At 39.6% G+C, this 23,612-nt stretch carries 17 protein-coding genes; 10 read left to right on the plus strand and 7 right to left on the minus strand.

The window, feature by feature from the left end; all coding sequences use genetic code 11:
- Positions 1 to 52: 52 nt before the first annotated feature.
- Positions 53 to 1,222 (plus strand): acinetobactin biosynthesis isochorismate synthase BasJ, encoded by a 1,170-nt coding sequence (gene basJ, locus MKL62_RS18900; RefSeq protein WP_005128224.1) that lies wholly within the window; start codon positions 53 to 55, stop codon positions 1,220 to 1,222.
- Positions 1,223 to 1,341: 119 nt separating this feature from the next.
- On the opposite strand, the gene MKL62_RS18905 is transcribed toward basJ, so the two are convergent.
- Positions 1,342 to 2,589 (minus strand): L,D-transpeptidase family protein, encoded by a 1,248-nt coding sequence (locus MKL62_RS18905; protein ID WP_005128226.1) that lies wholly within the window; start codon positions 2,587 to 2,589, stop codon positions 1,342 to 1,344.
- A gap of 299 nt (positions 2,590 to 2,888) precedes the next feature.
- On the opposite strand from MKL62_RS18905, the gene hemE reads away from it, so the two are divergent.
- The 4 genes from hemE (at position 2,889) to MKL62_RS18925 (ending at position 7,333) form a co-directional block, all read left to right on the plus strand.
- Complete coding sequence (hemE, locus tag MKL62_RS18910) at positions 2,889 to 3,962, plus strand: uroporphyrinogen decarboxylase (protein ID WP_000209397.1); 1,074 nt, start codon at positions 2,889 to 2,891, stop codon at positions 3,960 to 3,962.
- Between the two features lie 6 nt (positions 3,963 to 3,968).
- Entirely contained in the window at positions 3,969 to 4,763 is a 795-nt protein-coding gene (locus MKL62_RS18915) for a DUF817 family protein (RefSeq protein ID WP_001199677.1), read from the plus strand.
- A gap of 145 nt (positions 4,764 to 4,908) precedes the next feature.
- Positions 4,909 to 5,379, plus strand: a complete 471-nt coding sequence (locus MKL62_RS18920; protein ID WP_000914200.1) for a DUF3015 family protein — start codon at positions 4,909 to 4,911, stop codon at positions 5,377 to 5,379.
- 70 nt (positions 5,380 to 5,449) lie between these two features.
- A complete protein-coding gene (locus tag MKL62_RS18925) occupies positions 5,450 to 7,333 on the plus strand; it encodes an Lnb N-terminal periplasmic domain-containing protein (RefSeq protein WP_005128227.1) in 1,884 nt (627 codons plus the stop codon).
- Positions 7,334 to 7,399: 66 nt separating this feature from the next.
- Here the strand turns inward: MKL62_RS18925 and MKL62_RS18930 are convergent, their stop codons facing one another.
- Together MKL62_RS18930 and folE are read right to left on the minus strand one after the other, a co-directional pair.
- Positions 7,400 to 8,551: an extended-spectrum class C beta-lactamase ADC-155 gene (locus MKL62_RS18930; RefSeq protein WP_005128228.1), complete on the minus strand. Its 1,152-nt coding sequence runs from the start codon at positions 8,549 to 8,551 to the stop codon at positions 7,400 to 7,402.
- A 161-nt stretch (positions 8,552 to 8,712) separates the two neighbouring features.
- Entirely contained in the window at positions 8,713 to 9,261 is a 549-nt protein-coding gene (gene folE / locus MKL62_RS18935) for a GTP cyclohydrolase I FolE (protein ID WP_001187844.1), read from the minus strand.
- Between the two features lie 262 nt (positions 9,262 to 9,523).
- On the opposite strand from folE, the gene xdhA reads away from it, so the two are divergent.
- Genes xdhA through xdhC form a run of 3 tightly spaced genes read left to right on the plus strand, consistent with a single transcriptional unit; the run spans position 9,524 to position 14,390 of the window.
- On the plus strand, positions 9,524 to 11,023 hold the full coding sequence (xdhA, locus tag MKL62_RS18940; RefSeq protein WP_005128229.1) for a xanthine dehydrogenase small subunit: 1,500 nt from the start codon (positions 9,524 to 9,526) through the stop codon (positions 11,021 to 11,023).
- Position 11,024: 1 nt separating this feature from the next.
- Positions 11,025 to 13,400 (plus strand): xanthine dehydrogenase molybdopterin binding subunit, encoded by a 2,376-nt coding sequence (gene xdhB / locus MKL62_RS18945; RefSeq protein ID WP_005128230.1) that lies wholly within the window; start codon positions 11,025 to 11,027, stop codon positions 13,398 to 13,400.
- 6 nt (positions 13,401 to 13,406) lie between these two features.
- Positions 13,407 to 14,390 (plus strand): xanthine dehydrogenase accessory protein XdhC, encoded by a 984-nt coding sequence (gene xdhC / locus MKL62_RS18950; protein ID WP_005128232.1) that lies wholly within the window; start codon positions 13,407 to 13,409, stop codon positions 14,388 to 14,390.
- Positions 14,391 to 14,400: 10 nt separating this feature from the next.
- Here the strand turns inward: xdhC and MKL62_RS18955 are convergent, their stop codons facing one another.
- Genes MKL62_RS18955 through trpD form a run of 3 tightly spaced genes read right to left on the minus strand, consistent with a single transcriptional unit; the run spans position 14,401 to position 16,971 of the window.
- Positions 14,401 to 15,096 (minus strand): Smr/MutS family protein, encoded by a 696-nt coding sequence (locus MKL62_RS18955; RefSeq protein ID WP_005128233.1) that lies wholly within the window; start codon positions 15,094 to 15,096, stop codon positions 14,401 to 14,403.
- 9 nt (positions 15,097 to 15,105) lie between these two features.
- The gene (trpC, locus tag MKL62_RS18960) at positions 15,106 to 15,912 is read right to left on the minus strand and encodes an indole-3-glycerol phosphate synthase TrpC (protein WP_000608310.1); all 807 of its coding nucleotides are present in this window, start codon (positions 15,910 to 15,912) and stop codon (positions 15,106 to 15,108) included.
- 9 nt (positions 15,913 to 15,921) lie between these two features.
- Positions 15,922 to 16,971 (minus strand): anthranilate phosphoribosyltransferase, encoded by a 1,050-nt coding sequence (gene trpD, locus MKL62_RS18965; protein WP_079270573.1) that lies wholly within the window; start codon positions 16,969 to 16,971, stop codon positions 15,922 to 15,924.
- 355 nt (positions 16,972 to 17,326) lie between these two features.
- Between trpD and MKL62_RS18970 the strand changes: the two genes are divergently transcribed.
- Positions 17,327 to 20,059, plus strand: a complete 2,733-nt coding sequence (locus tag MKL62_RS18970) for a TonB-dependent receptor plug domain-containing protein (RefSeq protein WP_270899800.1) — start codon at positions 17,327 to 17,329, stop codon at positions 20,057 to 20,059.
- Between the two features lie 13 nt (positions 20,060 to 20,072).
- Positions 20,073 to 22,838, plus strand: a complete 2,766-nt coding sequence (locus MKL62_RS18975) for a M1 family metallopeptidase (protein WP_079270557.1) — start codon at positions 20,073 to 20,075, stop codon at positions 22,836 to 22,838.
- 95 nt (positions 22,839 to 22,933) lie between these two features.
- On the opposite strand, the gene MKL62_RS18980 is transcribed toward MKL62_RS18975, so the two are convergent.
- The gene (locus MKL62_RS18980) at positions 22,934 to 23,518 is read right to left on the minus strand and encodes an anthranilate synthase component II (protein WP_000925673.1); all 585 of its coding nucleotides are present in this window, start codon (positions 23,516 to 23,518) and stop codon (positions 22,934 to 22,936) included.
- Positions 23,519 to 23,612 lie beyond the last annotated feature (94 nt).

A 23,612-nucleotide genomic window follows, 5' to 3' on the forward strand; every position in this document is an offset into this window, starting at 1 on the left:
GAAGTACTACAGAATTTGCTTGAAAAAAATCAATGTGAGAGGTGATATACAGATGATGCAGACTCAAATATCAGTAGAGCAAAATTTAGATCATATCGGTCAAAAGAAATTTTCATGTTTTTCTACGAAGAATTATTATCTTGAGGTGAGCGAATTTATTAAAACGTTAAATACACCTGCAGCAAATACCACACTATTGAATGAAGAGATTGCAAAATGCTTTGAAGAAATTAAAAAGCAAGGCCATCAAAATCCAGTTTTAATTGGTGCTATACCTTTTGATATTACAAAGAAAAGTAGCTTAAATTTTTATACTGATCATAAAAAAATAACACAAGCATCTTCTACGATTAACTCATTAAAAAATCGTAATAACATTGAGATAATTAATAAATCATTACTCATTCAACGACAAAAATTTGAAGGTACAGTACAGCTAGCTTTAGATGCTTTTGAGAAAAAGAAGGTAGAAAAAGTTGTTCTCTCTCAGGCTGTTGAATATGAGTTTAACCGTCATCAAGAGCCAGAAAATTTATTGGCTGCTTTATTAAAGCAAAATCCAAATGCTTATAATTTTGTGATTCCAGTCGAACATAATAATTATATTCTAGGCGCAAGTCCTGAACTGCTTTTGTCAAAACAAGGGCGTATTGTAACCAGTAATCCTTTGGCCGGTTCTCGTCCTAAATCTCAAATTTCTGAAAAAAACTTCGTCAGTCAACAAGAATTAAATCATTCCGAGAAAGACCAACATGAACATCGAATTGTGGTTGAAAATATTATTAGAAATTTAGCCACTTATTGTGTAGAGCTTAAGGTTTCTGAATTTCCAGATATTTTAGAAACATCAACGATGTTGCATTTATCATCAGAATTCCAAGGTGTGCTTAAGCAACAAGCTCCGAATGCTTTAAACCTTGCATTAGAATTACATCCAACACCAGCAGTTTGTGGCTCACCAACCAATGTTGCTAAGCAGTTTATTTTAGATCATGAAGGTTATGACCGACATTATTACACGGGGTTAGTCGGCTGGATGGATGCGGAGGGTAATGGTGAGTGGGTAGTGACGATTCGATGTGGTCTACTCAGTGACAATAAAATGCGCTTATATGCTGGTGCGGGGATTGTTGAAGGGTCAGATGCTGAAGCTGAATGGCTGGAAACAGAAGCTAAAATGCAAACCATGTTAAATATTCTAAATACAAAAATTGCTGTGTAATTAGAAACCCTAGGCTGGTTTTATTTTTATAGCCAAAACAATAATTAATATTCCACGGGGCTATGCTAAAAAATTTAATAAAAAAGCCTGCATAAAGCAGGCTTTTTTAATTAAGAGGATTATTCTAAGAATTTAACAGTTACGCCTGAACGTACTTTATTACCTAAATCGTTAGCATCCCAGTTCGTTAAACGGATACAACCGTGTGATGCAGTTTTAGAAATTAAAGACGGGTTTGGTGTACCGTGAATACCAAATGATTTTTTGCTTAAACCAATCCAGATATTACCTACAGGAGCATTTGGACCTGGTGGTAATGAAAGCGGTTTTAAGTTATTGCCTTGTACAAAGTTAGAAGGAGAGTAGCTGTACCAAGGGTTACGTGCTACACCTACTACCTTGTAAGTACCGGTCGGAGATGGCGTATCAGTACTGCCAATTGTTGCAGGAAATGACGCAATCATTTGATTACGGCTGTTAAACAGATACAACTGTTTCGCACCTTTATGCGCAATAATCAAGTGAATATCTTCTGGTAAGTCATTGCGTACATTTGGAACAATGATTTTTTCACCAACTTTTTTGAATGTCGCAGTCGGGTTAATTTTCTTTAAGAAGGCTTCATCAATATGAAACTTCTCGCCCAACATTTCACTTACGCGTGTGTAGTACAAACCTTTCATTTTTGCTTGTAAAGCATAGTCAGAAGGAATTGATTGTGCGTAAGGACCTTTTAAATCGGCATCGGTAATGGTGTATTCAATAAATGCTGGTTTGTTTTGTTTAGCAACAAGCGCATCCCAAGTTTCTTTAGTTAACTCGCCAGTAGGAGATAAACCATTCATTTGCTGGAAAGATGCAATTGCTTTTAATGTATTTTTACCGCTCATGCCGTCAATCGCACCCGGTGAAGCATGTGCATTATTAAGCATAACGTGAGCGCGTGCATAAACTGGAAGTTGGCCTTTGCCAATATTTTCATACCACTCAGCGTTGTTTAAGCTATCTAATGTCCATGTAACCGCTGGCGCAGAAGTTGCTGTAGACGCAGTAGCTGTTGTGGTTTTAGCCGTAGCTACTGGTGTTGAAGCGGCAATACCTGAATCAGCATTTTGGTCTTCAGCTTTTTGTAAGTTTTGTAATGTTGTTGACGCTCTATTTAGGTCATTTTGTTCTTGTGCAGTAATCTGAGTCTGAGCTTGAGCTTTTACAGTTGAAGCAGCATCTACAGCAAGCGGATCAATCGGATCTTCTACAGGAGCAGATATTTTATTAGGGTTCAGTGGTTGCTCAGTTGTTGACGCAGCCAAAGCAACATTAGCAATAATACAACTTAAACTCATAGCGAGTAATGAGCGAACAAACATGTAATTCAACCTTAAGAATTTTCATATAAGCAATAGGGAAAATCAGATCCTTTAGGCCATAAACTCACCAATCATTCATTCTTATGAATTTAATATTGGCTTATTTGAGACTCGAAGGGATATAAATAAACCCGATGTAACATGCTGCAAGTATTGCAGAAAACGTTTCTTCTTGCAGTAGACTTTTGTGTAAATATGCATTTTTTAGTAGATTGGCAAGTTTTTTGTGTGAAATTGAAATTATAAAAACACTCACCTTTTGTTATGATGCTGCCACATGAAAAAGATAGAGATCGGCAATGACGACACTTAAAAATGATCGTTTCTTACGTGCTTTATTACGTGAGCCTGTAGATACCACTCCAATATGGATGATGCGCCAAGCAGGACGTTATTTGCCTGAATATCGGGAAACACGCTCAAAAGCTGGTGACTTTCTATCTTTATGCAAAAATACAGAGTTTGCTTGTGAAGTGACTTTACAGCCTTTGCGTCGCTACGATTTAGACGCAGCAATTTTATTTTCAGATATTTTAACTATTCCTGACGCATTAGGGCTTGGACTATATTTTGAAACTGGAGAAGGTCCGAAGTTTCATAAAACGGTACGTACTGAACAAGATGTGGCTAACTTACCTAAGCTTAATGCTAAAGCCGATCTTGATTATGTGATGAATGCAGTAAGTACGATTCGTTCTGCTTTAGGTGGACAAGTTCCACTGATTGGTTTTTCGGGTAGTCCTTGGACACTGGCGACTTATATGGTTGAAGGCGGCTCAAGCAAAGAGTTCCGTTTTACCAAGCAAATGATGTATGCGCAGCCGGAAGTTTTGCATGCGTTGCTCGACCATTTAGCAGATTCAGTCATTGACTACTTAAATGCGCAAATTGATGCAGGCGCTCAGGCAATTCAAATCTTTGATAGTTGGGGTGGGGCTTTAGCACACCGTGAATATGTAGAGTTCTCTCTTAACTATATGAAGAAGATTATCGCGGGCTTACAACGTGAAAAAGATGGACGCCGTATTCCAGTGATTGTGTTCACTAAAGGTGGCGGTCAATGGTTAGAACCAATGATTACCACTGGTGCAGATGCATTAGGGCTGGACTGGACGACGCCATTAAATACGGCTCGAACCACGGTGGCAGGTCGTGTTGCCCTACAAGGGAACCTTGACCCGGCTGTTTTATATGGTTCGGCGGCTTCAATTGAAAAAGCTGTAAAAGCAATGTTAGATGATGCTTATGCAAACGGTGAGAAGACCGGTTACGTTGCTAACTTAGGGCACGGAATTACCCAATGGGTAGATCCGGCGCAGCCAAAAATCTTTGTAGATACAGTACATGAGTATAGTGCTAAATATCTAGGATAGTTTTTTGTGCAATATCTGTTTTTACCTCTTCAATTTATTGGCAAGGCTGTTTCGGCAGCCTTGTTTGGTATTTTGCTTCTCATCGCTTTTGCCCTAACTGCGTCGATGGGAAGCCATGAATATATGGGTTTTTATCGTTATGACTATTTACTCATCTATGCAGTGCTGATTCAGATCTGTCTTTTATATTTAAAACTTGAATCATGGGCAGAAGCCAAAGTTATTGCTTTATTTCACGTCATGGCGATGGCCATGGAAATATTCTTAACACATCCTGCGATTGCGTCATGGCAATATCCGCAGCCTGCGGTATTTAAAATTTTAACTGTGCCTTTATTTGCAGGCTTTATGTACTCTGCCGTAGGTAGTTTTTTTGCACGCTCAATACGCCTGCTGCAAGTTTCATTTGAAAAACTTCCGAGTTTTGGAAGTATGCTTTTGCTCGCATTTTTCTCATATATAAATTTTATGAGTAAATTTTTTGTACCCGATATTCGCTATATTTTATTTGCTATCAGTGTTTTTATTTTTTGGAAAACAAAACTTTATTTTCAATTAAATGAGCATAAATTTAAAATCCCGATGCTACCTGTATTGTTAACACTCGCTTTTCTGATCTGGATTGCTGAAAATATTAGTACTTTTTATAAAATCTGGCTCTATCCAAGTCAGGTAGAGGCTTGGCATATGGTGGGGTGGGGTAAACTTGGATCATGGTATTTATTATTACTTTTGAGTTTAGTGTTAGTACTTAAAATATTAGGTCATCGAGATAATCAAGGTAATTGGAATTTAAGATAAATTTTTCTTTTACACTTTTTATCATATTATTTATTTTTTAATTGCTAAATGATTGGCTTATCGCTATCTTTAATATCGTGTAATAAGAATTACACATAACAATACATAAGAAACAATCAATAATGATTTTTGGAGATATACATCTATGTTAAAAAAATTAGCTTTAGCTGCTTTGTTAGCAGCTGGTTCAAGTGTTGCTATGGCTGATAACGATGTAGGTTGTGGTGTGGGTACGCAAGTATGGGCTGGCCAAAAAGGAGTGGTGCCTAAAATTCTTGCTGCAACAACAAACGGTATTTTTACTAACCAATTATTAGGTATTACTTTCGGTACTTTAGGTTGCCGTCAGGGTGGAACAGTTACAGCACAAGTTGTTACTTTCACAAATGAAAATGCAGAAGCTTTAGCGCGTGACATGGCTGTAGGCCAAGGTGAAAGCCTGAATGTACTTGCTGAGTTAATGCAAATCAAACCACAAGATAAAGACCGTTTCTTCAAAGTTTCAAAAGCAAACTTTGGTGAAATCTATTCAACAAACAACCAAAACACACTTCAAGTATTAGCATCATTACAAAACGTAATGGCTAAAGACGAAGTTTTAAAAGCTTACGTATAAGTTTGAAATTGAAAACCCTGTCATTTGGCAGGGTTTTTCTTATATTTAATGATTAAAATTGATGAGCTTAATGAAATCGGTTGTTTTAATTTTTGCCTCTTTGGCAGTGAATATTGCGTATTCAGCAGAAACAAATCCATCTATTCAAAACTACTGGTCCATTGCAGAACAAAAAAAATTAGACCAAGACATTACATGGCAAAGGCTCATGTATGCCAATAAAAACCAGAAAAGTGAGGTCACTTATGCTGGCTATTTTCTATCAGAAAATGGAAAAAATAATTTAAAAGAAGAACTGAAAGCAGACATCTCGGCATTATTTATACCTACGCAAGATAACCAGTCAATTCGCTGTAAATTTCCGGCACGCAGTCAGTGGCTTATACAGCAATTAGGCATTCAAGAAAATGTATTGCCGCAAGTAAAATGTTCAGAATTTGAAAACTGGATTGGGCAGATTAAGCCTTACAAAGCGACCCTAATTTACGCCACAGATTTTATGGGTAATCCAAGCTCAATGTTTGGGCATACCTTATTGCGTCTAGATCCTAAAGATCAACAGCAGTTAAACCTCGTTTCTTATGCCGTAAACTATGCAGCAACTGTGGCAGGCAATGACAACTGGTCATATGCATGGAAAGGCTTAACAGGGCAGTATCCGGGTGAATACTCACTTATGCCTTACTATCGTAAGGTAAAAGAATATGGTGATTTTGAGAGCCGTGATTTGTGGGAATATGAGTTAAATCTATCTCCAGAAGAAACGCGGTTTTTGGTAAGTCATATTTGGGAAATGCAACATGTAAGCTTCCCTTATTACTTTGTGAGTGATAACTGTGCATATCGGTTATTGGGCTTAGTCGATTTAGTTAAACCTGAATCTCATCTACAAGAAAAGTTTAACTACGCTTCTATTCCAATGGAAACCATTAAAGCGATGCAACAACAGGGACTCACTAAAGCTCCTGTGTATCGACCTGCTTTAGAAACTCAATTATTGGCCCAAGCTCACCAGCATGGTGCATCTTTAGCTAAAGTTGCTCATCAGTTAGCAATGAAGCCAATTAAAGAGTCTTCGGAAACACTTAAATCATTTGGTCCATCAGATCAGGCCAAAATTCTTGAGATGGCTTATGATGATTTATATCTACAATTTATTGGTCGCAAAGTTGAAGAAAGCTTTGCTCAGCCACAGCTTAGACAGCTTTTAGCACTACGAAGTCAGATTGATTTAGACAAACAGCGCCAAGAACCTAAAAGACCATCAACCGAGCCGACTCAAGGCCATAATGCACGTAATGTTTCGTTAAAACTGGGCGAAGTGCAAGGTGACAAATTTATCGAGATAGGTCATAGACAGGCTTATCATGACTTAATAGATCCGCAGGGCGGATACCGTGCCGGTACTCAATTATTATTTTTAAATGGTAATGCACAGTGGCGAGATGATCATTTAAAACTAGAACATCTTGATCTGTTAGAAGTGAACTCTTATAACCCGATTCAACCATTTAAAACTCCACTGACTTGGGGATTTAACTTAGGCTGGCGTCAGGAAGCGGTTCATGACGGTGTTTATAGTGATGAAAAGCAGCATGGCGTCGCGAGTTTTAATGCTCAGGTTGGTTACAGTCTTGCAGATTATGAGCGTAAACATATTTGCTATGGGCAGGTACAAACTTATGTCCAAGCGGGTTCAAATTTAGATAAAGGCTGGCGTGTGGGAGTAGGGCCGACATTAGGATGTATGAATCAGTGGTTTGAAAAATTTAACACTGTGGTACAAGTTGAGCTGCCATATTGGGAAGACCAAAACCAATGGAACTTACGGCTAAATACACAGTGGCAATATGCCATTAATAGTAATAATGCCATTCGCTTTAATTGGGATTATGAAAAACAAAATCATCTAGATTGGATGAAATCAAGCTTAGGATATGTTTGGTTCTTTTAAACCATATACCTATAAAAAGAGAGAAATAGATGATGACTATTTCTCTCTTTTTATTTTAGGGAAAAATTATTTCTTTATTGCACTCAGCACAGCATAAGCTGCCTTAATGCGCTCTTCATTTGGAATACGTTTATTGGTTAACATGACTAAACCAATATTTTCTTTAGGAATAAACACCACATATGTTCCGAAACCGTTGGTTGAGCCAGTTTTATGGTACATCTTAACTGAAGGCTCTTTTGAAATAGCAGTCACTTTATTAGGTTTCATCACAATCTGTTCTGAATTACTGTCTAATAAAGTTTGTAACGTTGCCGGATAAGAAAACTCTTCCCAACCGAGTGCCTGATACATGGTATTTATTTGATAGCGACCCTGATGTGTTTCATTAATTGCACGTTGAATATCTGCCGAATATTTTTGTGGGTTCAGATTGGCATGAATAAAACTCAACATATCCGGTAAGGTGGATTTGACGCCGTATGCTGGGGCATCGAGTGGGCCGGGGTTAACTCGAATCGGCTGATTTTCCTGGTTATAGCCAAAAGCATAGTTTTGCATTTGGGTCTTAGGTACATTTACATAGCTATGTTTTAAGCCAAGGGCCGGAAAAATTGTTTTTTCTAAGACTTGATCGAAAGGTTTATTCATAGACAAAGCAACAACTTTTCCAAATAGGCCAATACTTGGATTTGAATATTGTCTGTATTCACCGATTGGGTTTTTAGGTTTCCAGTCTTTGAAAAAAGTTAAAACTTGTTGGTCTGTTTGTACTTCATCTGGAAACTGCAAGGCAAGGTTACCACTTGTATACGTCGCGAGTTGAAGTAAGTTAACTTGGTCAATCGGTGTATTTTTTAGTTCTTTCCAATATTTACCAGGCTTATCGTCAAAAGAGATTTTTCCTTTATTTTTTGCATATCCACCTGCTGTCCCGGTAAATAATTTACTGACAGAACCTAGCTCAAAAATAGTACTGCTATTTACGGCTTTTTTATCTTGAACAGATTGAAGACCATAATACATTTCATACTTTTTATTATTTTGAATAACACCCACAGCCATACCTGGCACATCATATTTTTCTAATAACGGTTTAAAATTTTGATCTACCAGTTTTTTAATTTCTTGGTCTTTTGGTGTATTGCCCGCATAAATTGAGGTACTAAAAATAAAAAGCGGGGATAAAAGTAGACAAGAAATTTTTTTAAATCGCATGATTAGCTCATAAATTATTTAAAAAGAAAGATGCCTACTTTTATAACAAAAATCACCTAATTTAATTGTTATGTTTTATAGAATTGGATTGAAGTTTATCGCGTTCAGCTATAAAAAAAGCCCAACATTGTCGGGCTTTTATTTAGGCAGTAAAAACTATATTAGTAGCTTTCTGGTACTGCACTTAAGAATTCACGGCGCGCTTCTTTATCGGTTTTAAAATCTCCGACAAATGAAACTGTACGGGTGGTAGATTCTTGTTTACCTACACCACGCATCATCATACACATATGTGCTGAATCGATGACTACAGCGACACCGCGAGCACCAGTGACTTCTGCAACAGCTTCAGCGATTTGCTGAGTCAGGTTTTCCTGAATTTGCAAACGACGAGCAAACATCTCGGTAATACGTGCAAATTTAGATAAGCCAAGAACTTTGCCTTCTGGTAAATAGGCAACATGAACACGGCCATAGAATGGGAGAAGATGATGTTCGCAGAGCGAATAAAATTCAATATTCTTCACCAATACCATTTCATGGTTATCTGATGGGAAAACAGCATTATTGGTGACTTCTTCTAAAGTTTTACTATAGCCAGAAGTTAAATATGAAAAAGCTTTAGCCGCACGCACAGGCGTATCTTTAAGGCCGGGACGATTAAGGTCTTCACCGACGGCAGTCAGAATATTTGCGTACGATTGCTGCATTGACATAAGACGTATAAATTTACTCTATTAGACAAGCTCGGCATTGTATCAGAAACATGACCTGATGTTCATAAATCCTCGCACTATATTTATTTTGGTTTTTCTGTACGCTTGATAAAAGATGAATAAATTTCATGTTTTTTAACGTTAATAGTCAAGTGTTTGGACATGAAATGTGCGCTTAATATTGATAAGTTCTAAATGATCGCCTAATGGCATCATATTTGCACAGAAGCATTATTATAAAGCATAAGGATAAAACATGTTAGAACGTCCAATCACCTTCTTTTTCCGTGGTGGTCAGCAGCAAGTAAAAAACGTAGTACCTACAATGACGGTTTTACAATTTCTGCGAGAATATACTCAAACTGGTAAGACTAGGCAGACTGGTACAAAAGAGGGATGTGCTGAGGGCGATTGTGGTGCATGTACAGTAGTGATTGGTGAGTTGGTCAATGACAACCTGCAATTACGTAGTGTGAATGCGTGTATTCAGTTTTTACCAACTTTAGATGGTAAGGCCCTATTTACAGTAGAAGACCTTCATAGCTTATTGCCAGTACCAGATGGCACACTTCATCCGGTACAACAGGCGATGGTCGATATGCATGGTTCACAATGCGGTTTTTGTACACCCGGTTTTATCATGTCGTTATGGTCAATGTATGAAAATGAACAACAGTCTCCAAGCAAAGATAAAATCAGTGATTATCTTTCTGGAAACTTATGTCGCTGCACAGGCTATCGCCCTATTTTAGATGCAGCACAAAAAGCTTATGACTATCCACGTGTGGTATTACAACGCCAAAAAGTAATGGATGTATTAAAAGAGATCAAAGCATTACCTGCATTGCATTTAAATAATCATAGTCAGCAATTTTTTGCACCCAAGACTTTGCAGGATTTTGCCGTATTACGCTTAGAGTTGCCGCAAGCACGTATTGTTGCAGGTAGCACAGATGTCGGTTTGTGGGTCACAAAGCAGGGCCGTAATTTGGGCGATATACTTTATATAGGTCAAGTTGAAGAGCTGAAAAAGATTGTAGTCACAGACCATGCTTTAACGATTGGGGCAAATGTAAGTTTGAGTGATGCACTCATTAAAATTTCAGATTTTTATCCCGACTTTCAAGAATTGCAGCGCCGTTTTGCTTCCATGCCGATTAAAAACGCAGGAACGCTAGGTGGAAATATTGCCAATGGTTCGCCTATTGGTGATTCAATGCCAGCATTAATTACGCTAGGTACACGATTGATTTTGCGTGTAGGTGAGCAGACTCGTGAAATTGCTTTGGAAGACTTTTATTTAGACTATCAAAAAACAGCATTACAGCTTGGTGAGTTTGTTGAGGCGATTGTTATTCCGCTTCGTGAAGGGCCGACACGTTTTAAATTTGCCAGCTATAAAATTGCCAAACGATTTGAGCAAGATATTTCTGCGGTATGTGCAGCTATTTCTTGTGAGTTAGATAATGATGATGTCACTCACAATGTAAGAATTGCTTTTGGTGGTATGGCAGCTATTCCCAAACGTGCAAAATATGCAGAAGCCATATTAGAAGGCCAGCAAATTACAGCAGAATTGATCGTTCAGGCGCAGCAGGCATTGTCGCAAGACTATCAGCCTTTAGATGATGGACGTGCTAGCTCGGCATATCGTTTACACGTCTCGAAAAACTGTTTACAGCGTTTTTATGTAGAAAAAATCCTGTCTCAAACGATCACTCGTGTGAATGACTTGATCGCTATGGTGGAGATCTAAAATGAATCAAACCATTGACTTAAATATTTCTAAAAAATCAGCTAAAGCAGGTGATTCGATTCCACACGAGAGCGCGCATTTACATGTGACGGGGCAGGCAACTTATATTGATGATTTACCCGAGCTTGAAAATACGTTGCATTTGGCAGTCGGATTCTCGAATTGTGCCAAAGGCAAAATCAGTAAGTTTGATTTAGATGCAGTACGTCAGGCCGATGGCGTCCATGCAGTTTTTTCGGCAAAAGATATTGAGGTTGAAAATAATTGGGGACCCATTGTTAAAGATGACCCAATTTTTGCCGAGGAACAGGTTGAGTTTTATGGACAAGCCTTGTTTGTGGTTGTGGCCGAGAGTTATCAGCAAGCTCGTCAGGCAGTTCGCTTGGCAAAAATTGAGTATGTGCCCGAAACTCCGATTTTAACGATTCAAGATGCAATTGAAAAAGAATCGTGGGTGTTACCGCCTGTTGAATTTAGCCATGGTGAAGTTGAACAGGCATTTCAAAACGCAGCCCATCAACTTTCTGGAACCATTGAGCTGGGTGGGCAAGAGCATTTTTATCTTGAAGGACAGATTTCTTATGCGATTCCACAAGAAAATCAGAGCTTAAAAGTCTATTGCTCAACGCAACATCCAACCGAAATGCAGTTACTGATTTGTCATGCATTAGGCATGAATATGCATCAGGTCAGCGTGGAAAGTCGCCGTATGGGTGGCGGTTTTGGTGGTAAAGAGTCACAGTCAGCGCAGTGGGCATGTATTGCCTCTTTGGCAGCACAAAAAACGGGCCTTCCGTGTAAATTACGCTTAGATCGTGATGATGACATGAGTGCTACAGGCAAACGTCACGGTTTTGCTTATGAGTGGTCTGTGGCTTTTGATGACAGTGGTGTTTTGCAAGGCTTAAAGGTACAACTGGCTTCAAATTGTGGTTTTTCGGCTGATCTTTCTGGACCAGTGAATGAACGAGCGATTTGCCATATTGGCAACGCTTATTATTTAAATGCAGTTGAGCTACGTAACTTGCGTTGTAAAACTAATACTGTTTCCAATACGGCATATCGTGGTTTTGGTGGACCGCAAGGCATGTTTGTGATTGAAAATATTATTGATGACATTGCTCGTTATTTAGGTTGTGATCCGGTTGAAATTCGTCAGCGCAATTTCTTTGCTGAGCAGCCTGGTGGTGGACGTGACCGTATGCACTATGGGGCAGAAGTCCGTGATAATGTTGCGCCAAAATTGGTAGCCGAACTATTGCAAAGTAGTGATTACGCGAAGCGTAGACAGACTATTCACGCCTTTAATCAGAACAATGACATCATTAAGCGTGGTATTGCGTTAACCCCATTAATGTTTGGTATTTCATTTAACGCCGTGCATTACAATCAGGCAGGTGCACTGGTCTATGTGTATATGGATGGCACTGTCGCGATTACACACGGTGGTACAGAAATGGGACAGGGGCTATATACCAAAGTACGGCAGATTGCTGCACATGAGTTGGGTTTACCCATCGATAGCGTTCGTTTAATTGCAACCGATACTTCTCGTGTGCCAAATACTTCGGCAACTGCAGCATCGAGTGGCGCAGATCTAAACGGTAAAGCTGTTCAAAACGCCTGTATTAAAATTCGTGAGCGTCTGGCAAAACTTGCAGCAGACCTAAGCGACAGTGCGGCTCACCAAGTCCAGTTTGAAGATAGTATGGTCACAACAGCGAATGGTCATTCATGGACATTTCCTGACTTGGTTCAACGGGCATATATGGCACGTGTACAACTATGGGACAGCGGTTTTTATAAAACACCAGAAATTCACTATGATCAGGTCAACCATTTAGGGCGTCCATTTTTCTATTATGCCTATGGTGCAGCGGTTAGTGAGGTCGCAATAGATACCTTAACTGGGGAAATGAAAGTATTACGTGCCGACATTTTGCATGACGTCGGGCGGTCAATTAACCCTGCAATTGATATTGGACAAATTGAAGGCGGGTTTGTGCAAGGGATGGGGTGGCTCACGACAGAAGAGTTGTATTGGCAGCCGCAGGGGCCACACGCAGGCCGTTTGTTTACCCATGCACCTTCAACTTACAAAATCCCGACCAGTGTGGACATTCCTCATATTTTTAATGTCAAACTGTTTAATAATCAAAACCAGGCAGACACTATCTATCGCTCTAAAGCGGTAGGTGAACCGCCATTTATGTTGGCATTATCGGTTTTCTCTGCAATTCGTCAGGCAGTACAGGCGGCTATTCCAGAAAATGCACCGCTCATACTCAATGCTCCGGCAACTGCCGAGGAAATTTTACGTGCAATTGCGATTGGACGGGGACAAGATTTGGCTGCTCGCCCACAGGCTAAAATGTAGAAGATTATGCAACATTTACAATGGTGGACTGATTTTGTAGCGTGGCAAGTTGATGCTCTGCCTATGGTATTGGTCACAGTGGTCCGTGCTGATGGTTCTACGCCACGAGAGGTTGGCGCAACGATGTTATTGCGGTTTAATTTGCAACAGCAATGGCAGCAGTCAGATACGATCGGTGGTGGGCATTTAGAGTTTCAGGCGATTGATATTGCTAAAGCAATATTAAAAGAATCGGAAACTTGTGTGAGGCGTATTGAACGGTTTAACCTCAGTGCTCGGCTTGGGCAGTGTTGTGGCGGAGTAATGTGGTTATTATTTGAAAAAATATTACCCGCTGAAATTGCGTCGGATTTATCTGGGAGTTTGCAAGCATGGCGAGCTGGAAAGCATATATGGCGTAATGTCTCATATCAATATGCATCCACTTGGCAAACGATGGATATGGAACAACAACCAAGTTTCGAGTTTCATTCTGGCAGCAGTGAAGAATGGCAATTTGGCCAGCAGATTCAACCAAATACCATGCAAGTGCTGATTTGTGGCGCGGGGCATGTGGCTGAAGCAATTGTCCGTTGTTTATTACCTATTGGTGTGAGGGTGAAATGGATTGATCCGCGTGATGATATTTTCCCATCCGATTTACTGGAACAGGCGTACTGTATAACAACTGATACCTTAGACGCCGAGATCGAACATTTTGACCGTTCAGGTGCAGTTTTAATTTTAACGCACGATCATCAACTAGATCTGCAACTGTGTTTTACAGCCTTAAAACCTACAGAAAAACCATTTGCTTATGTTGGGATGATTGGCTCAAAAAGTAAAAGGGCCATTTTTGAAAAACGTATGCAGGTGCGAGGTTATACTTCGGAAACATTACAACGTTTGGTTTGTCCGATCGGGATAGACGGGATTTCATCAAAACAACCTGCAATGATTGCCATTGCAGTAGTTGCTCAATTATTACAGGTATTTGATGTAAAAAAATGATCCCAAAGGATCATTTTTTTTGTTCAAATTTTGGATTTTTTTCTGCACGTTTAAGCAGTACGAGAACAGCACCTGTGCCACCTTGGTTTTCAGGGGCACTTACAAATGCCAAAACATCACGATGTTGGCGTAGCCATCCATTGACATAGGTTTTTAAGACCGCTTCTGGGCCTTTACCATGCACAATTTTAATGACATTTTGATTTTCATCTTTTGCCATCTGGATGATTTGTAAAACTGCGTCACGTGCTTGTTCAATGGTACAGCCGTGTAAATCTACAGCTTCAAACCAACGCATCTTGCCTGCTTTTAAGTCTTCAAAAACCTTATGTTGAAGAGTCGCAATGCGATAGCTTAACGTTGCTTGGCTTGCGACCGGATTTAAAGCAGCTTGTGTATCTGATAGCTCGGCATGTTCGGTATCACGACCACCTTCGGCAGCTGCACGTTTCGCCAGAGTTTGTGCATCAACTTTTTTGGCACGTGGGATTTTTACATCGGCAATATTACTATTGTTGATGGGTTTAACGCCTGCAACAGCCTGCTTAAATAGATGTGTGTCTTCCAATTCTTCAGACTCAACCTGAGATTTTTTAGACTCAGGCTGATTTGCGATTTTGCTTGAATGAGGATTGGAGATTTGCTTTTTAAATTGCTTCAATAACTTTTGTTGCTCTTTAGAAAGCGATGAATCTTTATTACTCATATATCTTCATTAAACCGTTTGAGGTTGTCCAAAAAGGGCAGTAAAAGCTTGATCTGGACGTGGTTGTTTCATAAAACTTTCGCCAACCAAGAAACTGTGAATATCATGCTCTTGCATCATACGTACATCATCTGGTGTCGCAATACCACTTTCAGTGATCAATAAACGTGAGGCCGGAAGTAATTTTTTCAACCGGATAGTAGTATTTAAATCTACATCAAAGGTTTTTAAATTACGGTTATTCACGCCTAATAGACATTGTTCAGAAAGCTTTAAGGCACGCTCTAACTCTTCTTCGTCATGAACTTCAACCAATACATCAAGTTGATGCTCAAACGCAGTTTTAGACATTTCTTCGAGTTGCTGGTCAGACAAACATGCAACGATTAATAAAATACAGTCAGCATGCAAAGCACGTGCTTCAACTACATTGTATGGGTCGACCAAAAAGTCTTTACGTAAAGCAGGTAGGGTACAATGATTACGGGCAATCGCAATATTTTCATCTGCACCCTGAAAGAAATCAACATCGGTCAATACCGATAAACATGCTGCTCCAGCTTGTTCATATTGCTGAGCAATTTCGGCAGGATTAAAGTCTGCGCGAATGATTCCTTTTGATGGAGATGCTTTTTTAATTTCAGCAATCACGCCCGGACGTTTATGTTGTAAAGCATTTGCAAAGCCACGCACCGGAGTCGCAGCTTTTGCTAGTTCTTCAACATCTTGCAAATTACGTTGTTTTAAACGCGCAGCAAGTTCCTCATGTTTACGGTCAACAATTTTACCTAAAATGGTATTTTGAATATTAATCATGAGAAATCCTTAATCTGCCTGAGATTGCTTTAATGTTTTGGTAAATTCAGCCAAAACACTCATTTTTTCTAAAGCCTGTCCGCCATAGATAATATCTTGAGCGAATGTAACAGCCTGAGCATAAGTTTTGGTAATGCCCGCTACATAAATGCCTGCGCCTGCATTAAGCGCAATCATGTTTGCAGCTTTTTCACCAATATCAGATTTATTTTTGCTTAAAGCATCTTTAATGAGCTTTAGACTCGCCGTTGCATCTGCGACAACCAAACCATTTAATGTTTGTGACTCAATCCCGACATCTTCAGGATTAAGGGTCCATTCCGTAATTTCACCGTCTTTAAGCTCAGCAATAGTTGTCGGAGCTGCAAGACTGATTTCATCAAGACCATCTTTTGAATGGACAACCATGACATGTTCGGCACCAAGTTGTTTCATCACTTCGGCAATCGGGCGACAAAGTTCATCTGAAAACACACCAATCACAAAGCGCTTTACACCAGCAGGGTTGGTCAGTGGGCCAAGTAAATTAAAAATACTACGAATACCAAGTTCACGACGTGGACCAGCAGCGTATTTCATGGCTTTATGATGGTTTGGAGCAAACAAGAAACCCACACCCATTTCACGGATGCAGCGTTCGGTTTGTTGCATATCTAAATCAAGATGAATACCTGCTTGCTCAAGTAGGTCTGATGAACCTGATTTACTTGAAACGCCACGATTACCATGTTTTGCAATGGTCGCACCTGCTGCAGCAATCACAAAGCTAGATGCTGTAGAGACATTAAATAAATTTTGTCCATCACCACCAGTACCCACAATATCAACTAAATGTTTGATATCGCTCACATCGATCTTGATCGCAAATTCTCGCATGACACGTGCGGCCGCTGTCATTTCGTCAATGCTTTCACCTTTCATGCGTAGGCCCATCATTAAAGCACCAATTTGTGCTTCGGTTGCCTCACCTTGCATGATGCTGCGCATAATTTCTTCCATTTGAGGCTGAGTCAAATGAATGTTCTTGGTAATGTGGTTGAGCGCCTGTTGGATATTCATAGTCATGATTTACAGCATTAATGATTAAAATTTTTAGGTGAAGTTGATTGAGTGTGGGAGGTTCGGCCTATTGCGTTCCATGATTCACTAGCTAGGGGGCTATGTTAGCAGAAAATAACCAAAGATTTTTGCTGTTCGATAAGAGTTTTAAAAATTTTGCTCAGTTAGGGTATGGGTTTGAGTCATAAACAGGATTTATTTATTGAAAAAGGTTTTAGTTTATTGTGAGTTTTTATGATAAATAATTAACCATTTGGTATATCTTAAACATCAATATATCTAGAAAAAATGTGTATAAATCAACCAAATAAAAGTGGATATAGTAGGGCGATCTTTATTTTGTCTATTAATAAATATGTATTTAAATAAATTGAAATATGTAGGGGCTTTAAAAAATAAGCGCTCATTTATTTTTGTATTTGTTGCACTGTTTCATCCATTAGAGAGCTATGCGCAAGAAACCGTAGAGCAAACACAAAACCAAGCTAAACCAGATAAAGTAGTTCGTGTTGCGGTGACAGGTTCTCGGATTTCAAAAGCACAAAAAGATGGCCCGACCAGTGTGACCGTCATTACCGCAGCTGATATTGAAAAACAAGGTTTTAGTAATGCATTTGACGCACTCAATAACCTGACGCAAAACACTGGTTTTGTGCAAGGTGCCGATTATGGAAATACTTTTACACCTGCAGCGAACGCCATTAGTTTGCGAGGTCTGGGACCCAATCATACTTTGACTTTAATTAATGGACATCGGGTTGCAGACTATCCTGTACCGTACGATGGTTCTGTCAATTTCGTGAACTTAGCCAATATTCCCACTGCCATTATTGACCGTATTGAAATATTAAACGGTGGCGCTTCTGCAATTTATGGTTCAGATGCAATTGCAGGTGTGGTGAACATTATTCTGAAAAAGAAAACAGACGGCACACAATTTAATATTAAGGCAGGTGGAACCAAAGAAGGTGGTGAAAACTTACGTTTACAACTGAGTGGCAGTAAAACTTTAGACAAGCTTAGTCTCGTTTATGGGGTCGAGCTTAGTGGCCGTGAACCGATATGGGCAGCCGATCGGGATTTTATGAAGAGCCGAACTCGTTTGGGGGAGAAACCCGATACTGTTGTCGGCCGTAAAAATGCCGATACTGGTAAATATCTTTCAATTGGAGGGTGTCAGGCGTTTAACGGTTTATTTAACGGATCAGTCAATAATATTGGACAAGCAGGGGCGGACAATTGTGCCAGTGGTTTGGCACGGCCAACTTATTGGACTGTTCAGACCCAAAACCGCAGCCAAAATGGTTATCTCGGTTTAGATTATGAGTTAAATGATAAAACCCAATTATTTGCAGATTTTTTGATTGGGGCAAACCAAATTGAAAATAATACCCGTAGTCCGATATGGACTTCTTTAGCTGCAACGAGTGGTTATTTCCTAAATCAAGATTCGGGAAATTATGAAATTTGGAATCGCCGTTTTGCACCTGAAGAATTAGGTGGGGTAGAACGAATAAATAAAAAATGGAAAGAACTTTCTTCTAACTTAAATTTTGGAATTCGAGGCGATATTGGAGAGACGAGCTGGAGTTATGAAGCAGCCTATAATGGTTCCATTTATACTAGTCAACTAAACCGCCAAGGCTTATTACGTTCGAATGTTGATGAATATTTCTTAGGTCAGCAACTTGGTACAGATGCAGATGGTATTCCTATTTATTCACCTCATTTAGATCGTTTAAGTCGACCACTAACAGCAAGTGAATTTGAAAGTATTTCGGGCACAACAAAAGAAAAAGATAAATCGTGGGCACAAAGTTTAACCTTAAGTGCGAATGGTGATGTGTTTAAGTTACCTGCGGGAACTGCCAAACTTGCAGCAGTGGCTGAAATTGGGCGTCAAGGCTTTTCGATTAAGCCAGATCAGGCAGTTGAAAATGGTGAGTTTTATAATACGAGTTCTAGTGGAGAATATAGCGGTACTCGTACACGCCAAGCACTTGGTGCAGAATTATTCTTACCTTTAGCAAAGCCCTTAAATTTAACCTTGTCCGGACGTTATGACCGTTATGCTTTGTCAGATAACAGTATTGATAAGCTAACTTTTGGTTCAGGCCTTGAGTTTAGGCCACATCCGACTTTATTGGTGCGCGGTAACTACGCAACTAGTTTTCGTGCACCAGATATGAACTATCTATTCTTAAATAAGCAAAAAGGTTATTTCGCAAGTACGACTGACTATTTACGTTGTAGCCAAACGGGACAATCTTTAGATAAATGTACCTTTAAAGATTACGCACTTGGGGCGAACTACACTTTAGCCGGAAACAAAGAGCTGAAACCTGAAGAGGGTAAATCTTATGGTGCAGGGTTTGTTTGGTCGCCAACCAATAAGTTTGACATTAGCGTCGATTACTGGGATATCAAAATTGATAATCTTGTGACCAACTTAAGTGCGGACAAAATTCTACGTTTGGAAGCAGATTGTCGTTTAGGCAACCAAGATATTAACTCTGCAGCCTGTATTGATGCATTAGCACGTGTGGAGCGTAACCCTGCAAATGCAGTTGTCGACCCAAATGTGATTAAGAATATAAATATCGTTCCGATTAATGCTGCATCCGACCATACCCGCGGGATTGATTTCACTAGCAGATGGCGCTGGAAAACAGATAGCTTTGGTAACTTTCTCTGGACGATCAATTATAGCCGTGTACTAGAACATGAATATCAACAATCAAAAGATGGCGAGAAAGATGACTATTTAAAAGATTTAAGTATTCCGGATTGGCGTGACCGTTTTAATACTAGTCTCAGCTGGAGCTTTGGTGATTGGGCATCAACAGTATTAGTTAATCGTTATGGCAAAATTCCAAACGGCGACCAGACTGCCTATTTAAGCCCAACGTATTTGGTGAATTGGAGTGGTACTTATCAAATCTCTCCAAAAGCTTCTGCTTCAATCATTATCAATAACTTGTTTGACAAAGTGAAACGAGATGACACAGGCGGTTGGCCGTATTATCCGATAGGATCATATTCACCATTTGGCCGTCAAGGTTGGTTGGAGTTTAACTATAAATTCTAAGAATGATGTATGGATGCAGCGAAGTGGTACAGCATTTGCTGCATCTTTTTATTTAAAACTACAGAGGATAAAACCCCTTATGCTGGTCAAGCCTTCATTAAAAAAAAGATTGTTACTTACAACATTATTATCTTTATCGGCTACACAGATTTTTGCATCTAATAACAGTGAACAAATCCCGATTGGTAAATTACCTGAGTGGGTCGTACCCGAATCTTATGATTTAGATTTTAAGATTGATCCCGCACAAAAAGGCTATACCGGTAAAACTACTATTCATTTAAAGCTGGCTCAAGCCACAGATCACATCTGGATTCATGGTAAATCTTTGACGGTTAAAGATGTGAATATCACATCGGCAGAGGGTACTAAAACCAAGGCAAAATATGAGCAAGCCTCCGAGGTCGATGGGGTGAGTAAAATTAAATTTGCCAAGACTTTGCCCGCAGGACAGTATCAACTTGTTCTAGATTTTAATGCAGCGTATGACCAGCAGCTCGATGGTATTTATAAAATTGAGTTTGAGGGAAAACCTTATGTGATGACTCAAATGGAAGCAATTAGTGCACGCCAGTCATTTCCGTCATTTGATGAGCCACGTTTTAAAACGCCGTTTAATATTCGTTTGACGATTCCAAGCAAATATTCAGGGTTTGCCAATACCCAACAAACTTCGGAGCAAGCAGAGAAGTTGGGTTGGAAAACACTCAGTTTTGCACGAACTAAACCATTGCCAACATATTTACTTGCATTGGCTGTTGGACCGTGGCAATTACAAAAAGGGCCTGATATTGGAGCAACTTCGTGGCGTAAGCAGCCGATCCAGTTACGTGGTATTGCGCCCGATGCTAAAGCTGAAAAAATGCAGCAAGCCTTATCTGAAACGCCAGCCATTTTAAAAACTTTAGAAGATTATTTTGCCTTTGGTTATCCATTTGACAAGCTCGACTTACTTGCAGCACCAGACTTTGCTGCCGGAGCAATGGAGAACCCGGGGTTAATTACTTTTAGAGACTACTTGATGTTGCTAGATAATGACTCGCCAGTTTTTTTTGTACAGAATTCATTTAATGTCAATGCACATGAGTTGGCACATCAGTGGTTCGGTGATGTCGTCACGATGCCGTGGTGGGATGATTTGTGGCTAAATGAATCTTTTGCCACATGGATGCAAAGTAAAATTACTCAAAAATTACATCCCGAATTTAATGCTGACCTAGAACGTATTACAGACACTGCAGATGCGATGAAAAGTGACAGCTTGGTAAGTGTGCGTCGTATTCGTCAGCCTATTTTAAGCAATGCTGATATTCAAACGGCTTTTGATGGTATTACTTACCAAAAAGGTGCGGCTGTTTTAAATATGTTTGAAAGCTATTTAGGCGAAGAAAAATTCAAACAAGGGGTGCGCAATTATATTAATAAGCACCAATATGGTAATGCGACAGCCAATGATTTAATTAGCGCTTTAGCAGAGCAGTCTGGACAAGGTGAGCGCTTTACTAGAGCGATGAAAAGTTTCCTTGATCAACCGGGTGTACCTTTACTCAATACTTCACTACAGCAAGAAGGCAATAAAGTCTTTTTAAATGTGAAGCAAAGCCGTTATTTACCTGTGGGCTCAAAGGGTGATGCAAGAAGCCTCTGGGGTGTACCGTTATGTGTACGTTATGAAGTTCCAAATGCAGGCAGTAAAGTGCAGTGTGAGCTGGTAGACCAAGCAGAAGTCAAGATTGAACTCAAAGGTGCCAGCCTTGGCAGTTGGTATATACCAAATGCAGATGCGGCAGGATACTACCAATTTAGTTTGCCACAAAAAGAATTTACTCGTCTGACTGCAGCTACAGAAAAGCTTTCTAATACTGAACAGCTGGCCTACGCCTACGCGATTTCAGCTGCATTTAACCACGGTGATATTAATTTGTTGGCTGTCGTAGATGCCGCGAAGAAATTCACCAATTCAAATAGTCGACAAATTAGTACAGCGCTGTTTTCCCAGTTAAGTACCATTCATCGTCATGTATTAAAAACAGAAGCTGAACGTGAACATTTTAGAAAAGTTTTGGCAAATTTATATTTACCTAAATTAAATCAGTTGGGTTATGTCAGCAAAACAGGTGAATCAGCTGAAGACAGTTTATGGCGTAGTGAGTTGGTTAGATTTCTTGCTTTAGATATTCAAGTTCCTGAAGTTCGTACTCAACTGTTAAAACAGTCAGATGCTCTATTTGCTCAAAAGCAGCTTAATTTTGCGCAAGTAACACCTGAATTATTGCCAACTATTTTGGCTGTACGTGTACAAGAAAAAGGTCAACCAGCTTTTGACCGATTGTCTGGAGAGTTACAACGCGTGACTCAACCGACACAGCGTCTTGCGATTCTTACAGCCCTAGGTTCAGCAAATCAAGAAGCAACACGCCAACAAGCACGACAGTTGATTTTGAACCCGCGTGTTAAAGTTGGTGAAGTTCGTACCGTGGTCAACTCAATCAATAATTATGGAGATGAACAAGGTGGCTTATGGTCCTGGTTTAAGGTAAATCATGATGCTGTGTTTGATCGTTTAGGTAAATCTTCGGCTGGGCGTTTCCCTGCAATGTTTAGTGGGGCAGCATGTACCCAACAACAAGCGGCACAGTTAAATGACTTTTTTGCACCACGAACTAAAGAATTGGTTGGGGTAGAAAGAGGATTGAAACAGACTAAAGAGCGTATTCAACTCTGCGAATCGCTGGTAGCAAAACAAGATGGGTCAATTGTGCAACAGTTAAAGTTGTAATTGATTCAGCCATAAAAAAGCCAACTGATCGTAGTTGGCTTTTTTATTAAGGGTTCTTATCAAATTACTTTAAAAACAATCTATTGACGGCTAACTTATGCGTAGATGTCTAAAAAGTTTTTAAAGATTTGATGGCCATGTTGGCTCAAAATGGATTCCGGATGGAATTGCACGCCTTCAACAGGAAGTGTCTTATGTTTAACGCCCATAATTTCTTCCATTGAGCCATCTGCTTCATTGGTCCAGCATGTTACTTCAAGGCAGTCAGGTAGTGTTTCTTGATCAATGACTAATGAATGATAACGAGTTGCTGAGAAAGGGCTAGGAAGATTACTGAAAATACCTTTATTGCTGTGGTACATGTCAGATAAACGTCCGTGCATCACCGTTTTGGCTCTTACAATTTTCCCACCAAAAGCTTGCCCAATACTTTGATGGCCTAAACACACCCCAAGTAAAGGAATTTTTCCGGCAAAATGATTAATTGCAGGAATTGAAATACCTGCTTCACTTGGAGAGCAAGGGCCAGGGCCAATCACAAGATATTTTGGTTGCCATCGTTCAATATCCTCTAATGTGACTTGATCATTGCGAACTACTTTTACTTCCTGATTCAACTCGCCAAAATACTGGACGATGTTGTAGGTAAAAGAGTCGTAATTGTCGATCATTAGAAGCATGATGAACTTAACCTCATGATAATTAAAATATATTTAATGAGTAGTTAGAATATTACTCACATTCATACTCACTGTTTAGAAAAGACTTTTTAGG

The sequence above is a fragment of the Acinetobacter sp. AOR01_HL genome, assembly GCF_027855455.1.
GTDB lineage: Bacteria > Pseudomonadota > Gammaproteobacteria > Pseudomonadales > Moraxellaceae > Acinetobacter > Acinetobacter baumannii.

What these genes read in the sequence shown, in the direction of transcription:
- xdhC (WP_005128232.1), top strand. Translation starts at nt 13,407, where the DNA reads ATGCAACATTTACAATGGTGGACTGATTTTGTAGCGTGGCAAGTTGAT.
- MKL62_RS18975 (WP_079270557.1), top strand. Translation starts at nt 20,073, where the DNA reads ATGCAGCGAAGTGGTACAGCATTTGCTGCATCTTTTTATTTAAAACTA.
- basJ (WP_005128224.1), top strand. Translation starts at nt 53, where the DNA reads ATGATGCAGACTCAAATATCAGTAGAGCAAAATTTAGATCATATCGGT.
- MKL62_RS18980 (WP_000925673.1), bottom strand. Translation starts at nt 23,518, where the DNA reads ATGCTTCTAATGATCGACAATTACGACTCTTTTACCTACAACATCGTC.
- MKL62_RS18970 (WP_270899800.1), top strand. Translation starts at nt 17,327, where the DNA reads ATGTATTTAAATAAATTGAAATATGTAGGGGCTTTAAAAAATAAGCGC.
- trpC (WP_000608310.1), bottom strand. Translation starts at nt 15,912, where the DNA reads ATGATTAATATTCAAAATACCATTTTAGGTAAAATTGTTGACCGTAAA.
- trpD (WP_079270573.1), bottom strand. Translation starts at nt 16,971, where the DNA reads ATGAATATCCAACAGGCGCTCAACCACATTACCAAGAACATTCATTTG.
- hemE (WP_000209397.1), top strand. Translation starts at nt 2,889, where the DNA reads ATGACGACACTTAAAAATGATCGTTTCTTACGTGCTTTATTACGTGAG.
- xdhB (WP_005128230.1), top strand. Translation starts at nt 11,025, where the DNA reads ATGAATCAAACCATTGACTTAAATATTTCTAAAAAATCAGCTAAAGCA.
- folE (WP_001187844.1), bottom strand. Translation starts at nt 9,261, where the DNA reads ATGCAGCAATCGTACGCAAATATTCTGACTGCCGTCGGTGAAGACCTT.
- xdhA (WP_005128229.1), top strand. Translation starts at nt 9,524, where the DNA reads ATGTTAGAACGTCCAATCACCTTCTTTTTCCGTGGTGGTCAGCAGCAA.
- MKL62_RS18955 (WP_005128233.1), bottom strand. Translation starts at nt 15,096, where the DNA reads ATGAGTAATAAAGATTCATCGCTTTCTAAAGAGCAACAAAAGTTATTG.
- MKL62_RS18920 (WP_000914200.1), top strand. Translation starts at nt 4,909, where the DNA reads ATGTTAAAAAAATTAGCTTTAGCTGCTTTGTTAGCAGCTGGTTCAAGT.
- MKL62_RS18925 (WP_005128227.1), top strand. Translation starts at nt 5,450, where the DNA reads ATGAAATCGGTTGTTTTAATTTTTGCCTCTTTGGCAGTGAATATTGCG.
- MKL62_RS18905 (WP_005128226.1), bottom strand. Translation starts at nt 2,589, where the DNA reads ATGTTTGTTCGCTCATTACTCGCTATGAGTTTAAGTTGTATTATTGCT.
- MKL62_RS18930 (WP_005128228.1), bottom strand. Translation starts at nt 8,551, where the DNA reads ATGCGATTTAAAAAAATTTCTTGTCTACTTTTATCCCCGCTTTTTATT.